At 35.5% G+C, this 15,469-nt stretch carries 12 protein-coding genes; all 12 read left to right on the top strand.

Features of this window, described 5'->3' with window-relative positions; translation table 11 throughout:
* Nucleotides 1–15: 15 nt before the first annotated feature.
* The 12 genes from AC1W31_RS05725 to AC1W31_RS05780 all read left to right on the top strand — a co-directional run bounded on the left by AC1W31_RS05725 (nt 16) and on the right by AC1W31_RS05780 (nt 15,403).
* Nucleotides 16–1,887, top strand: coding sequence for a proton-conducting transporter transmembrane domain-containing protein (locus AC1W31_RS05725; RefSeq protein WP_481733450.1), 1,872 nt, complete (start codon nt 16–18; stop codon nt 1,885–1,887).
* 83 nt (nt 1,888–1,970) lie between these two features.
* Nucleotides 1,971–2,762, top strand: coding sequence for a DUF2490 domain-containing protein (locus AC1W31_RS05730; RefSeq protein WP_481733451.1), 792 nt, complete (start codon nt 1,971–1,973; stop codon nt 2,760–2,762).
* Between the two features lie 85 nt (nt 2,763–2,847).
* The gene (locus AC1W31_RS05735) at nt 2,848–4,434 is read left to right on the top strand and encodes a SulP family inorganic anion transporter (RefSeq protein ID WP_481733452.1); all 1,587 of its coding nucleotides are present in this window, start codon (nt 2,848–2,850) and stop codon (nt 4,432–4,434) included.
* A gap of 149 nt (nt 4,435–4,583) precedes the next feature.
* Entirely contained in the window at nt 4,584–5,834 is a 1,251-nt protein-coding gene (locus AC1W31_RS05740; RefSeq protein ID WP_481733453.1) for a TolC family protein, read from the top strand.
* Between the two features lies 1 nt (nt 5,835).
* Nucleotides 5,836–6,921: an efflux RND transporter periplasmic adaptor subunit gene (locus tag AC1W31_RS05745; RefSeq protein ID WP_481733454.1), complete on the top strand. Its 1,086-nt coding sequence runs from the start codon at nt 5,836–5,838 to the stop codon at nt 6,919–6,921.
* 219 nt (nt 6,922–7,140) lie between these two features.
* Nucleotides 7,141–7,443, top strand: a complete 303-nt coding sequence (locus AC1W31_RS05750; RefSeq protein WP_481733474.1) for a four helix bundle protein — start codon at nt 7,141–7,143, stop codon at nt 7,441–7,443.
* Between the two features lie 120 nt (nt 7,444–7,563).
* Nucleotides 7,564–10,665, top strand: coding sequence for an efflux RND transporter permease subunit (locus AC1W31_RS05755; RefSeq protein ID WP_481733455.1), 3,102 nt, complete (start codon nt 7,564–7,566; stop codon nt 10,663–10,665).
* Nucleotides 10,666–10,793: 128 nt separating this feature from the next.
* Nucleotides 10,794–11,078 carry a hypothetical protein gene (locus AC1W31_RS05760; RefSeq protein WP_481733456.1) on the top strand — a complete coding sequence of 95 codons (285 nt, stop codon included), beginning with the start codon at nt 10,794–10,796 and terminating at the stop codon, nt 11,076–11,078.
* 77 nt (nt 11,079–11,155) lie between these two features.
* Nucleotides 11,156–12,823: a SulP family inorganic anion transporter gene (locus tag AC1W31_RS05765; RefSeq protein WP_481733457.1), complete on the top strand. Its 1,668-nt coding sequence runs from the start codon at nt 11,156–11,158 to the stop codon at nt 12,821–12,823.
* Nucleotides 12,824–12,835: 12 nt separating this feature from the next.
* Nucleotides 12,836–13,501: a carbonic anhydrase gene (locus AC1W31_RS05770; protein ID WP_481733458.1), complete on the top strand. Its 666-nt coding sequence runs from the start codon at nt 12,836–12,838 to the stop codon at nt 13,499–13,501.
* Between the two features lie 176 nt (nt 13,502–13,677).
* Nucleotides 13,678–14,034, top strand: coding sequence for a hypothetical protein (locus tag AC1W31_RS05775; RefSeq protein ID WP_481733459.1), 357 nt, complete (start codon nt 13,678–13,680; stop codon nt 14,032–14,034).
* Between the two features lie 100 nt (nt 14,035–14,134).
* Nucleotides 14,135–15,403: a TolC family protein gene (locus tag AC1W31_RS05780; protein WP_481733460.1), complete on the top strand. Its 1,269-nt coding sequence runs from the start codon at nt 14,135–14,137 to the stop codon at nt 15,401–15,403.
* Nucleotides 15,404–15,469 lie beyond the last annotated feature (66 nt).

Here is a 15,469-nt window from a genome sequence, read left to right on the forward strand (position 1 = left end):
TTCAATTTGATTATTATGACTCAATTACTGAATTATTTTATATTATTGCCCATTTTCGGATTTTTAATCAGTTTATTAATTCCTGATAAAAAAGAGACGATTATCTCTTCGGCAGCTTTCCTAACCGTTGGTTTACACTTGATTAGTGCCATCATTTTTACAGGATTCTGGTTCTTTTACGGTTGTCCAACGCTCAATGTGAAAGACATTGATATTTTCAGAACTACGGGCTACGACTTTTTTGTGGATTTATATTTTGATAAAATCACGGTGGTGTATTTGTTGGTGGGTTCTTTATTAACGTTTATGGTTACGATTTATAGCCGCTATTATCTTCACCGAGAACCTGGCTACAAACGCTTTTACAACACCATTTTATTTTTCTATTTGGGCTATAATTTAGCTATTTTTTCGGGAAATATGGAAACGCTTTTCATCGGTTGGGAAGTGTTGGGACTATCTTCATTTTTGCTGATTGCCTTCTATCGTGAGCGATATTTACCCGTTAAAAATGCCTTAAAAGTGTTTTCAATCTACCGCATTGGCGATGTAGGTTTGATTTTAGCGATGTGGATGAGTCATCATCTTTGGCACGAAAACATCACTTTTATGAAGTTGAATAACTTTGAATTAGTGCATGAACATCTCCAAAGTCATTCATTTATTGGTGCATTTGTTTCGCTCATGATTTTGATAACGGCGGCGGCAAAATCGGCACAATTGCCTTTTTCTTCGTGGTTGCCAAGAGCTATGGAAGGACCAACGCCTTCGAGTGCTATTTTCTACGGGTCTTTGTCGGTGCATTTAGGCGTGTTTTTATTGCTAAGAACTTTTCCATTTTGGGAACAACAAATCTCCGTTAGAATCTTGATTGGTGTTTTGGGTTTAACCACCGCAATAATCACTACTGGAATTGCTCGGGTACAATCGTCGGTAAAAAGTCAAATTGCTTACGCTTCCATTTCACAAATCGGGTTAATTTTCATCGAAGTAGCCCTTGGTTTTGAAAACTTGGCTTTGTTTCACTTTGCGGGAAATGCTTTTTTAAGAACCTACCAATTATTAGTTTCGCCTTCAGTAGCGAGTTATTTGATTCGTGAACAATTCTATAATTTTTCACCGCATCAAAGCTCAATTGAAGATTCTGTATTCTCGAAAAAGTTACAAAATACCTTTTACATTTTGTGTACGAAAGAATGGAATTTAGACTCGTATATGTATAGTATTTTGTGGAATCCGTTGAAATGGATGGGCAAAAAACTTGACTTTATGACTTTAGATAGAGTCATTGCATTCTTTGCGGTTATTTACGGAATCGGGCTTTTTTGTGTTCATAACAAAGAATTAATTTCTCCCCTTGTTCAGGCTTATTTACCCATAACATTTGCCACAATTGGTTTAATTATGGTTTTGAAGGCATTTACCGAGAGAAAAAGTACGGTAATGAGTTGGTTTTTAGTAGTGATGAATCATTTCTGGATTGCTTTGGCGGTATCGTTCAATGAACAATTTACCTTCAATCAAGTCTATTTATATCTAAGCGGAGTGGTCGTTGCGGGTATATTAGGTTATGCTTGTTTACGTAAATTGAAATCACTGGAAGAAAAAATAGACTTGGGTAAATTTCACGGCTATTCTTATAAATATCCAAAAATGGCTTTTATCTTTTTATTGGCTTGTTTGGGTATTTCAGGTTTCCCAATTACCCCAACTTTTGTGGGGGAAGATTTGATTTTCACGCACATCCACGAAAACCAAGTGGTGCTGGCATCTTTCGTTTCATTAAGTTTAATCATTGACGGCTTGGCCATTATCAGAATTTACGCACGGGTGTTCATTGGACCACACACCAAATCTCACCATGAGGTAGCGTACAGAAGTAGTTAAAAATCAGCTTTGAGCAGTGAGCATTGAGATTTTTCACTCAACAATTTTTCTCAAAGCTCAAAACTCACAACTTTAAAAAAATTATGCAAACACACATAAATAAATTTTTAATTTTCAGCGTATTAGCTTTAACGATTTCATCAAAAGCATATACCCAAACGTCAACCCAAAATAATGACATTTGGCTACATTATTTTGGCAAGAATATGCTTACCAAAAAGTTGTCATTCACTTTTGAAACTACTTTTCGGTTTGCGAATGGATTTTCGGAGAAACAGCAATATTTTGTTCGTCCCTCGGTTGATTATCAGTTGACCAAGCATTTAGTGGGAAGTTTGGGCTATTCACATTATCTGACTTACGTATATGGAAATCCAGCCATTAACAAAATTCCAGTTCCAGAAAATCACGTGTGGTTACAAGCACAGTTTACCCACCAGTTCGGGGATTTGAAAGTTACCAATAGATTACGAGACGAAAATCGCTACGTGGGAGTTGCCGTTAAAGAAGCGGATGGGTCATATATTATTGACCGATATGCTTACAGAAATCGTTTTCGCTATATGCTTTTATTGAATTATCCGCTCATAAAAGATGAAAAGAAAGCGACCAAACTTTTCGGAATTTTGGGCGATGAAGTCTTTTTAAACCTTGGTTCAATTGCAGCAGTTCCCAATGCAGACAATAATGTTGGAGCAACTTTATTAAATCAAAATCGAGTTATTGCGGGTTTTGGCTACAATATCAATCCCCATCACCAGATTCAATTGAGCTATATTCACCAAAATGTCTGGAATTTTGGCGATACGATTGAAGAAAGTAATCCAACCGTAAGATTATCATATTACACTAATTTTTCTTTTGTTAAAAAATAGCATTGAGCCGAGAGCTTTAAGCAATGAGAAAATCGAATTCTCTCATTGCTCATTGCTCATCTCTCAAAGCTGAAAGCTAAAAATCATGGAAATTAACAACAAACCATTATTACCGAAAGACGGTCTTGAGGGACTCAAAGAGAACTTCTCAACCGATGCCATGTCTGGCTTTATCGTATTTTTATTGGCTTTGCCTTTGAGTTTGGGTATTGCCAAAGCCTCTGAGTTTCCTCCTATTATGGGACTAATCACGGCCATTATTGGTGGACTCGTGGTAAGTTTAATTTCGGGTTCGAGACTTACTATCAAAGGCCCAGCCGCAGGATTAATTGTCATTGTTGCGGGTGCGGTTGCCGACTTTGGCGGTGGTGAAACAGGTTGGCATTTGGCACTTGGAGCGATGGTCGTTGCGGGTCTGGTTCAAATTCTTTTTGGGGTTTTTAAATTGGGAAAATTGGCCGATTTCTTCCCACTTTCAGCCATTCACGGAATGTTGGCCGCCATTGGTTTAATCATTATTGCCAAACAAATTCCAGTACTATTAGACGTTGCCCCAGCAATGACCAAAGGCAAAGGGCCTTTTGCATTATTGGCTTCCATTCCGCAATTTTTATTACACCTCGACCCAAAGGCTACTTTGATTGGGGTAGTAAGTTTAGCGGTAATGTTGGGTTGGCCATTTATTAAGAATCCAATTATCAAAAAAATCCCTGCTCCGTTGATGGTTTTATTGATTGCAATCCCTGCTGAATTAATGATGGATTTTCAGACTACTGAACCTGCCTACGCACTTGTACACATCGGGAATTTATTGGATAACGTGAAAGTAAACGTTGATTTTAGCGGTTATTTACAAACAGGAACATTCATAAAATACGTGATCATGTTTGCTTTAGTAGGTACTTTGGAATCTTTATTGACGGTAAAAGCCATTGATATGTTAGATCCATTCAGACGCAAATCGGATACTAACAAAGATTTAATTGCCGTAGGAATCGGTAATACCATAACAGCTATTTTGGGTGGTTTACCGATGATTTCGGAAGTTGCTCGTAGTTCTTCAAACGTTAGTAATGGGGCAAAAACTCGTTGGGCTAACTTTTTCCACGGTTTTTTTATTTTAGTATTTTTATTGGCTGCTTCACACTTGATTGAATTAATTCCAAATACAGCTTTGGCAGCCATGTTAATCACGGTTGGTATTAAATTGGCTCACCCACGTGAATTTATTAATACATTCAAAATCGGAAAAGAGCAATTAGCTATATTTTTAGTAACCATTTTCTTCACGTTGTACGAAGATTTATTGGTAGGAATTGCCGCTGGAATTGCCCTACAAATGTTAATTAACGTTGTAGAATGGGATTTATTGAAAACACTTTTCAAAGCGCCAACTGAAGTATCTTTTACGGATGATGAATATTTAGTTGAAATTGACAAATCGGCCGTTTTTAGTAACTATATGGGTATCAAAAGCAAATTAGAAGCCATTCCTCCTGGATTTAAAGTAATAATTGACTTAAAAAACACCAAAATGATTGACCATTCTGTGATGGAAAATTTGCATCATTTTGAACATGATTATAACGCTTCGGGTGGTAGTGTAACTATTATTGGGTACGAAAATCACACGCCAATTTCTGAGCATAAACTGGCGGCAAGAAAACACTAATTATTACCACACTAAATATATTTCAGGGGTGTATAGCAATTTAGCACAAATTGTTGTACACCCCAATTATCTTTGTAAAAGCAAAATTTTTCAACTAAAAATTATATTTACAATAACTTTATATCCAAAAGCTCTTAAAATAATTAATAATGAAATTAAAACTTGTAGGATTCTCAATCCTTTTACTGTTTAATCAATTATCAAATGCCCAGAAAAAGCTTGACTTGAATGGAAGTGAAGAGCAATTTCTAAAAAACAACCTCCTTCTTCTTGCTCGTCACTACAATATTGATGCTGCCAAAGCACAAACTATTCAAGCTAAAATTTGGGAATTACCTTTTTTTTCGGGGGAATTTAATTTAATAAATCCTACCGATAGCAAGGTTTTAGACGTTGCTGGTGGTGGACAAAAAGCCTTTTCTGTTCAGCAATTGATATATTTAGGTAATAAAAAGAAAAATCAAGTTGACCTTGCCAAAATTAATGAACAATTAGCCGAACTTGATTTTCAGGATTTACTCCGCAATTTGAAATACCAATTACGCCAAAGTTTCTATATCGTTTATTTCAATAATAAGAAAATTGAAACCACTGATTTACAAATTAACCAAATTTCAGAATTAGTAAACGCTTATTCACAACAAGCCCAAAAAGGCAATGTTCCACTGAAAGAATTGGTAAGATTACAATCGCTTTTGATTTCTTTCCGAAACGAACGGATTGAAATTGTGAATAGTAATTTGGAAGAACAAAATACCCTAAAACTCATCCTCAACGAAACTGATAATATTGTTCCTGTTTATGATGAAACTAATTTCAGTAAATACACCAAAGAAAACCTTGGCAACGTAGGAGAATTAGTAATAATTGCCCTTGAAAACCGGCCTGATTATTTGTTGGCAAACAAAAATATAGAATCCAACGAAATGAATATAAAGTGGCAAAAATCACTCGCCAAGCCCGATTTGACGATTGGACTTTCTTATGACCAAAGAGGCGGAGCGTTCAATAATCAAATAAATACCACCATTGGAATTCCTTTAAATTTATGGAACCGAAACAAAGGAAATATTCAATATGCCCAAGTAATTTTACAACAATCCAAAGCCCACAAACAGAATTTGACCCAAAAATTACAAACTGAAATTACCACTAATTTGAATAAATGGAATGAAGCCAAAATCAATTATCAGCAACTTCCCAGTGAAACCATTGCCAATTTTGATGAGGTTTATAAAGGAATTTTGCAGAATTTTCAGAAACGAAACATCGGAATTTTAGAATTTACCGATTTCATGGAAAGTTATAACATGATGTCTTTACAATTAAACGAATTTAAGAAAAGAGTTGCCTTAACCGCTGAGGAACTCAATAGTGTTTTAAATTATAATGTTTTTTAAAATGAAAAATAGATTTTATATCCTTCCCATCTTGATTTTTGGCGTAATCAATGGCTGTGCTGAAAAAAAGGTAGTTACGGAAACTCCTGAAGCATTTATTTTGACTGATACAATGGTCAAAACAACGACTACCGCACCCGCTTTGATAGTTCCTTTGAAAAATCAACTCAATTTCTACGGAAAAATCACGGCTGATAACAACAAACTGATTGAAGTATTTCCAATCGTTGGAGGAAATGTGGTGAAAGTAAACGTTGAATTGGGCGATTACGTAAACAAAGGACAAATCTTAGCCATTATCCGAAGTACGGAAGTGGCTGATTTTGAAAAGCAATTATTTGATGCTAAAAATGATTTATTGGTAGCCAAAAATAATTTGAAAGTTGTCCAAGAATTATATGAAGGTAAACTGAATGCAGAACGGGATGTCATTGAAGCAAAAAGCCACGTTGAAAAAGCTGCTTCACAACTCAATCGGATGGAAGAAACTTATAAGGTTTATAACATCAAAGCGGGTTCGATTTATGAAGTGAAAGCGCCTATTAGTGGTTTTATCATTGAAAAACATATTAATTCGGATATGCTTTTAAGAAGTGACAAAACGGATAATATCTTCGATATTGCTCAAATAAACGAAGTTTGGGCAATTGCCAATGTCAATGAAAGTGATATTAATCAAGTAAAATTGGGTGAAAATGCTTCCGTAACGACTTTGAGCGACCCTGACAAAATCCATTATGGCAAAGTGGATAAGATCTTTAACATCATCGACCCGCAAACGAAGGCAATGCGGGTGAGAATTATCCTGAAAAACCCCACTTATTTGCTCAAACCCGAAATGCGGGCAACCATAAAATTATCCTATACCGAAGATAAATCAATGATTGCGATTCCTTCAAATGCGGTAATTTTTGATAAAAGTAAAAATTATGTGATGATTTACCACGATAAAAATAACATTGAAACTCGTCAGGTTGAGGTTTTTAGACAAGTTGATAATTTGACGTATATATCGAGTGGTTTAAAGGAAAATGAAAAAGTCATCAATCACAACCAATTGCTGATTTATGATGCGATAAATGACTAATTGATAATTGACAATTATCCATTATCCATTTTTAATCATCCTATATCTATTATCAATTGTCCATTATCAATTATTCATTATCAATTGTCCATTATCCATTATCAATTATCCATTATCAATTACTCATTATCAATTGTTCTCCATCATGAAAGATAATATTATTAAATTAAAGAGTTTTTCATTTGCTATCAGAATAGTAAAACTTTACAAATATCTATAATAGTAAAACTTTACAAATATCTATCAGAAGAAAAAAGAGAATTTGTGTTGAGCAAACAAATGTTAAGAAGTGGAACGGCAATTGGAGCTTTGATAAGAGAATCAGAACATGCAGAAAGCAAAGCTGATTTTATTCATAAACTTTCAATATCATTAAAAGAAGCCAACGAAACAGAATATTGGCTGATGCTTTTAAAAGAAACAGATTATATATCACAAAAAAAATTTGATAGTATTAATAACGATATAATTGAATTACTCAAATTATTAATCTCAATTATTAGAACTTCAAAAGCCAAATAATGGACAGTTGATATTGGACAATTGCTCATTATCCATTACTAATTTTTCATTATCAATTGTCCATTATCAATTGTCAATTTCTCATTATCAATTGTCCATTCTCAATTATCCATTAATTTCGTGAACAAATTCATCAAAAATATCATTGCTTTTTCCTTAAAAAATAAGGGATTTACCTTCTTTTGGGTTGGTGTTTTGGCGGTTTCAGGGTTTATTGCTTTTCGTAATATGCCCATCGAAGCATTCCCCGATGTAACCAATACCCAGATAATCATCGTAACGGAATGGAACGGGCGAAGTGCCGAAGAAATTGAGCGTTTTGTAACGACTCCCATCGAAATTTCGATGAATTCGGTTCAGAAAAAAACCAGCGTGCGTAGTATTACCATGTTTGGTTTATCCGTCATCAAAATCATTTTTGAAGATGATGTAGAAGATTTATTTGCGAGGCAACAAGTCAATAATTTATTACACAGCATAAAGTTACCTGAAGGTGCCGAACCAGACGTACAACCGCCTTACGGGCCTACGGGTGAGATTTTTAGATACGTTTTAAAAAGTGATAGCCGTGATACTCGTGAACTTTTGACGATTCAAAATTGGATAATTGACCGCCAATTACGTTCGGTTCCAGGCGTTGCGGATTTAGTTGCTTTTGGTGGACAAGAGAAAACCTACGAAATCAGCGTTGACCCAAATCGTTTGTCAAAATATGATTTAACGCCTTTGCAAGTCTTTGAAGCCGCCAGCAAGAGTAATTTGAACGTGGGTGGCGATGTGATTGAAAAGAATGGCCAAGCGTACGTAGTTCGAGGCATTGGTTTGATTCAATCTATACAAGACATTGAAAATATTATCGTGGATGATGCCGACGGAAATCCGATTTTAGTAAAAAACTTAGCCGATGTTCGAGAAAGCTCCATGCCAAGAGTTGGTCAGGTAGGTTTGAACGGAAATGATGACGTCGTAGAAGGAATTGTGGTAATGCGAAAAGGCGAAAACCCCAAAGAAGTGTTGGAAAGAGTGAAACTGAAAATTGAAGAATTGCACGCAAAAATTCTACCGAAAGATGTACGAATGGAAACATTCTACGACCGTGATAACCTGATGAATTATACCACAGGAACGGTTATGCACAATCTTTTGGAGGGAATTATTTTGGTAACCGTTATCGTATTTTTATTCATGGCGGACTGGCGAACTACCTTGATTGTATCCATCATTATTCCATTATCATTATTGTTTGCCTTTCTTTGTTTGAAATTGAAAGGAATGAGTGCTAACCTTTTGAGCTTAGGAGCGGTGGATTTCGGAATCATCATTGATGGAGCCGTCGTGATGGTTGAAGGGTTATTTGTTGCCCTCGACCATAAAGCCCATAAAATGGGAATGCCTGCTTTTAATAAAATTGCCAAAGGTTCAATGATTAAGAAAACGGGAGCTGAAATGGGTAAAGCTATTTTCTTCTCAAAATTAATTATTATTACGGCGCTCTTACCGATTTTTTCTTTCCAAAAAGTGGAAGGAAAAATGTTCTCGCCATTGGCCTACACCCTTGGATTTGCGCTCATGGGAGCATTGTTGTTCACGCTTACGTTGGTGCCTGTAATGTCCCATCTTTTATTGAACAAAAACGTAAAAGAAGTCAATAATCCTTTCGTAAATTTTTGGAATAGAATCGTAGAAAAAGGCTTTGGCTGGACTTTCAAACATAAAGTATTTTCACTGGTGGTTTCCTTAGTAATCTTAGTATTATCGTTTTTATCGGCTCGATTGTTAGGTACGGAATTCCTACCACAACTCAACGAAGGAGCTTTATGGGTGGAAGCAAAAATGCCCATGAGTACCAGTCTGACCGAAACCGTAAAAATGACCGCAACTTTAAGGAAAGAGTTACGAACTTTTCCAGAAGTAAACGGCGTGCTTTCTCAGGTGGGTAGAAGTAATGATGGTACCGACCCGAGTGGATTTTATTACGTTCAGATGCAAGTAAATCTAAAGCCAAAAGAAGAATGGAAACGTAAATTAACGATGGATGGTTTGGTAGAAGAGATGGACAAAAAAATGAAGAAATATCAGGGAATTGGCTATAATTATTCACAACCAATCATTGATAATGTGGCAGAATCGGTGGCTGGAATAAATGCCTCAAATGCAGTAAAAGTTTATGGGGATGATTTAGAAAAATTGGACGATTTGGCAAATAAAGTGCTTGCCCAAATCAAAAATGTGGAAGGGATTAAAGATGTTGGTATTCTCCGAAATGTAGGTCAGCCCGAAATTAGCGTGGTTTTAGACCGTGAAAAAATGGCAGCTTATGGCGTAACACCCGACAATGCACAAGCCGTAATTGAGATGGCTATCGGTGGAAAAACCGCCACTCAAAAATACGAAGCTGAAAAGAAATTCGACATTAGGGTTCGTTATCAACCGCAGTATCGTAGTAATGAAAATGACGTGATGAATCTCAAAGTACCTACGATTAGTGGAGCAAAAATTCCTTTAAAAGAAATTGCTCAATTGAATAAAATAACGGGACCAGCCTTTATTTATCGGGATAATACTAAACGTTTTATTGGTGTAAAATTTTCAGTAAGAGACCGAGATTTGGGCAGTACAATTGCTGATGCACAGGAAAGAGTTAGTAAAAATGTAAAGTTTCCAACCGGATACTCGGTAGGTTGGACGGGCGAATTCGAGAATCAAGTACGTGCCACCAAACGGCTTGGACAAGTGGTTCCCATCAGTTTAATTGGCATATTTGTCCTACTTTTCATCATGTTTGGGAATATCAAAGATTCGCTTTTAGTGCTTTCAAACGTGCCTTTTGCCCTCATTGGGGGCATTGTAGCCTTGCACGTAACGGGTATGAATTTTGGCATATCAGCGGGCGTAGGTTTTATTGCTTTATTAGGAATTTGTATTCAAAATGGGGTAATTCTTATTTCTGAATTTCATAATAATATCAAATTCAAAATGACCCTCAATGATGCCATTGCCGAGGCAGTGAAAGTGCGTACTCGGCCAGTTGTGATGACCGCTTTGATGGCCTCCATTGGACTTTTACCCGCTGCCATTTCAACGGGGATTGGCTCAGAATCTCAAAAACCTTTAGCCATCGTGATTATTGGAGGCTTGATTACCGCTACCATTCTAACGCTCTTGGTCTTTCCAATTATTTTCTGGATTTTCAACAGAACCAAACACGAAGAGATTGTTTGATTAATCTAATAACCTTGTATGATAACTCTCGAACTTTTCGAACCGTTTGGGAGTTATTTTTTTATGCTTAATTTTGTGAAATGATGAAAGTTTTCAATATATTAAGTCACACGCTGTGTTTTTTGCTAATGATACATTTATTAGCTTTAAATATCTGTGATGACTATTTGCTAAAACTTATCAATAAAATATCTGTTGAACAAACATTAGATATTGAAGTAGATACCGACAATGATTTAGAAGGTAAAACATTTGAATTTGATGATGAATATTTAGTAAATGATTTTACCAATTTCTATCATCATAGCGATTTTTTCACCCAAGAGTTCCAGTCGATATCTTCGTTCCAATATCTACAAAGTGCTTTACCCCAAAGCATTCAAGAAATCCTGATTCCTCCTCCACGAGCGTAAATTGACTCCTATAAGTATAATGCAGATTTGTCATCCCGAAAAACGAGGGAGCACATACCCTGTTCTAAAATCATTTATTGAGCAATTTTGTAGTTCCCTTATTCTTCGGAATGACATCATTGAACGATAAAATCCATTCAGTTTCAATAACGCAATTGATGCAAAACTTACGATATTATCAAAAGTCATTTTTTAGAAATGACTGGAAATCAGGTATTTCAGTGTTTCTTGTTGCCCTTCCACTTTGCTTGGGAATTGCCCTTGCTTCTGGTGCTCCATTATTTTCAGGATTAATTGCTGGAATTATTGGTGGGATAATTATCGGCAGTTTTTCAGGTTCTGAAATTTCCGTCAGTGGACCAGCTGCGGGTTTAACCATCATCGTAGCAACTGCTATCAAAGATTTAGGCTCGTATCAAGGTTTTTTGGTGGCCGTTATTTTAGCAGGAGTTTTGCAAATAATTTTTGGGTATTTAAAGGGTGGAAGGCTAAGTGCATTTTTTCCAGATAGCGTAATCAAAGGAATGTTAGTTGCCATTGGGTTAGTGATTATTCTAAAACAAATTCCTCACGCCTTGGGTGACGACCAAGACTATGAAGGCGAATTTGAATTTGAACAAGTAGCCGACGGCCAGAATTCGATCACAGAATTAATCCGTTCATTCGTTGATTTCAATTACGGAGCCGTCAATATCACCATTTGTTGTTTAGTATTGATGATTATTTGGAATAGATTTGGCGAAAAAGGAATCAAGTTTTTTCAAGCACTTCCTTCTTCGTTGGCAGCAGTGGTTTTAGGTATTTTTATGAATCAAATATACACCATTTATAAACCTGAATATTATCTTGGTAATTCAACTATACACATGGTTACAGTACCTTTATTTAAAACGCTTGGAAGTTTTACGAGTACGCTTATTTCTCCTAATTTCAGCTTTTTAGAGAATCCTAAAATATATACAATAGCAATTACCTTAGCAATTGTAGCAAGTTTAGAATCACTTTTGAGCTTAGAAGCAGCGGATAGTATTGATACGGAGAAGAGAATTTCGTCGGCCAACAAAGAACTTAAAGCGCAAGGAATTGGTAATATTTTATCGGGGCTTTTAGGAGGATTGCCCGTTACATCGGTAGTTGTTCGTACTTCTGCAAACGTATATTCGGGCGCAAAAACCAGAATGTCAGCTATATTTCATGGCGTTTTATTGGTGTGTTCCATCCTTTTCATTCCTTCAATTCTCAATAAGATTCCCTTAGCATCTTTGGCGGCGGTTTTATTGATGGTTGGCTATAAACTATCTAATCCTCAAGTATTTAAGAAAATATATAAGGAAGGATTGGACCAGTTTATTCCATTTATGGTTACCATTATTGTGGTGGTGTTTAAGGATTTGTTATGGGGAATTATGGTAGGTTCATTGGTCGGAATTTTGTTTGTGTTACGCACTAATTTTAGAAATGCCATTACTACAGTGCGTGAAGGAAATAACATTCTAATTAATTTGAATAAGGATATTTATTTCATGAACAAATCGCAGATAAAAGAAATTATTATTGATTTAAAAGAAGGTGATGAAGTTTTCATTGATGGTACAAAAGCCAAATTTATCGACCATGATATTTTTAGCATCCTTTTGGAATTTAAGAAGAATGCAAAACTGAGAAATATTGATATAGAATTCAAAAATGTAAATAAAAATAATAAAGAAAGTATCAATCAGTTTGAAGATAATGAGGCCATTTAAACGAAAAATAATATGAAAGAATACAGTAAATTATTATTAGCCAACAAAGCATGGGCGAAGGAAAAATTGGAATTAGATGAAGAATATTTTAAAAATCTATCCAAAGACCAAAAACCTTTATTCCTCTGGATTGGCTGTGCCGATAGTCGTGTACCTGCCGAAGAAGTAACTAATACGCAACCTGGAGAGGTTTTTGTGCATAGAAATGTAGCCAATTTGGTGGTTCACACTGACATTAATTTGCTTTCTGTTTTGCAATATGCCGTTGAGGTCTTGAAAGTAAAACACGTAATTGTATGTGGACATTACGGTTGCGGTGGCGTAAAAGCAGCGATGGGAAGTTCCGATTTGGGACTCATTAATAAGTGGTTGAGGAATATCAAAGAGGTTTATGATAAACACAATTATGAACTCAATAATGTATCAGACGAAACCCAAAGATTTGATAGATTGGTAGAATTGAATGTGGAAGAACAAGTGAAAAATTTGTCCAAAACTACGATAGTTCAAAGAGCTTGGTCGAATCGAGACTTGCCACATCTTCACGGATGGGTTTTTGATATGAAAACGGGCATTATCAAAGAAGTTATCAATATCGAAGCACATTCAAAAATAGATGAGATCTTTAGGTACGAATTTCATACGAAAGAAGAAATTTCTGATAGTTCGATTGACTAAAAAAAGCCTTGATAAAAATTATAAGTTTATCAAGGCTTTTTTAAAATAAATAAATCATAATTATTCCATGAAATTTTGTTAAAAATACTTAAAAACATAGCACAATTTAAATATTTAATGTAATATTGCAACACCAATTATCTTTCTTAAAGAATAGTAGAACAAAAATAGTAGAAATGAATTTCTCTGGCTTCCAAAAATATTTCCTAATACTAATGCTATCGTGCGGGATAGCGAAGGGAAATAATGCCTTTTCTTCGCCCAAACAACTACATTTATTATCTACTGTTACAAGTTTACAAGAAAATTACAAAAAAATACCCCTTTTTATTGTTGGTGAATTTGTTGAAGAAATTGAAAATGATGAAAATCCTGATGAAATTCATGCAGATTTCAACTTTACTACTCCAACGATTGATATATTTGATTTCAACATTATTAGTCAATCACTACATTTTACTCCTAAAAATTACTCCTTCAAAATTGCCTTAAATCAGAAAATTCACGTACTGAATTGCACTTTCTTGATTTAAAATTTACTTTCTCCAGATACGAGTTGTTGTCTATATTTCTACGGATAATTTTCTTACAGGTCGTAAAAGAGACATACTTCATTATTTAGCTTAAAAATTCATGAAAACTTTATTGGTATTGATTAGTGGCGTTTTGCTACTACATCAAAGCGTTTATGCTCAAAGGGCAGATACGCTTAAATTGTCTCTGCTTGATGCCGAGCAACAATTTTCGCAAAAAAACTTCCTTTTACTGGCTCAGAAATATGGTATCGAAGCCTCAAAAGCTGCCATTATTCAAGCAAGTTTATTACCCAATCCAACGGTAAATTTGGAACAAACCATTATAACAGAACCGACCATTGCCAACGATGCGCCCATCGGAGCATTTGGCCAACGAGCCATTCAGATTCAGCAATTAATTCAAGTGGCTGGAAAGCGAAATAAGCAAATTGCCCTTGCCAAAGCGGGCGTTGAAATATCGCAATATCAGTTCTCGGAAATCATCAGAGAGTTACTTTTTCAGTTAAGAAGCAGTTTTTATCAAATTCATTATTTAGAAAAAACGCTGATGATGTATAATCAGGAAATTCAAAAAATTACTGGTTTAGTAAGTGCCTACCAAGAGCAAGTTCAGAAAGGAAATGTTCCCCAAAAAGAGTTGATTAGGCTCCAATCTTTCTTGATAACTTTGGAAGGTGAAGCCAGTAGTATTATTAATCAAATCACTGATAATCAAGCAATTATTAAAGTTTTATTAGCTGATCGAACCACTACGATGCTGGAACCTCTGGTGGATGATACGCAAATAGAAAATCTAAATACTACGGGTTTGAATTTGGCAGATTTGATTGGAAATGCAACCCAAAATCGTCCTGATTTAAAGGTGCAAGAAGCCAATACACAATACGCTGTGGCTAATTTGAATTTGCAAAAAGCCTTGGCAAAACCAGATATTACGGTGGGCTATAGTTATGACCGTGCGGGTAGCTACGTCAATAATTATCATGCTTTAACGGTGTCGATGGCATTGCCCTTCTTCAATAAAAATCAAGGAAATATCAAGATTGCCGAGAACCAAATTGAGGCAAATAAGCAGTATTTTGCTCAGACTCAAAATCAATTGGAAAATGAAGTTTTGCAAGCTTTTACGAAAGCACAAGAAAACGAAAGATTGTTCCGAAAAATAGACAAAAAATTCCAAACGGATTTTGAGAAATTGATTGCTGGTGTTTTAGAAAATTATCAAAAAAGGAACCTAACGCTCATCGAATTTACTGACTTTTTAGAGTCATATAAAAATACGGTGAGCCAATTAAATACCCTTCAAAACAATAGAATTCAAGCATTCGAGAATTTGAATTTTGTGGTTGGGAAAAAGGTGATATAGCCGTCAGCGTTGAGCCACCAGCTGTGCCATTAAATCAAATAACGATTAAAATAACACTTTAAACTC

This window comes from Arcicella sp. (genome assembly GCF_964672035.1).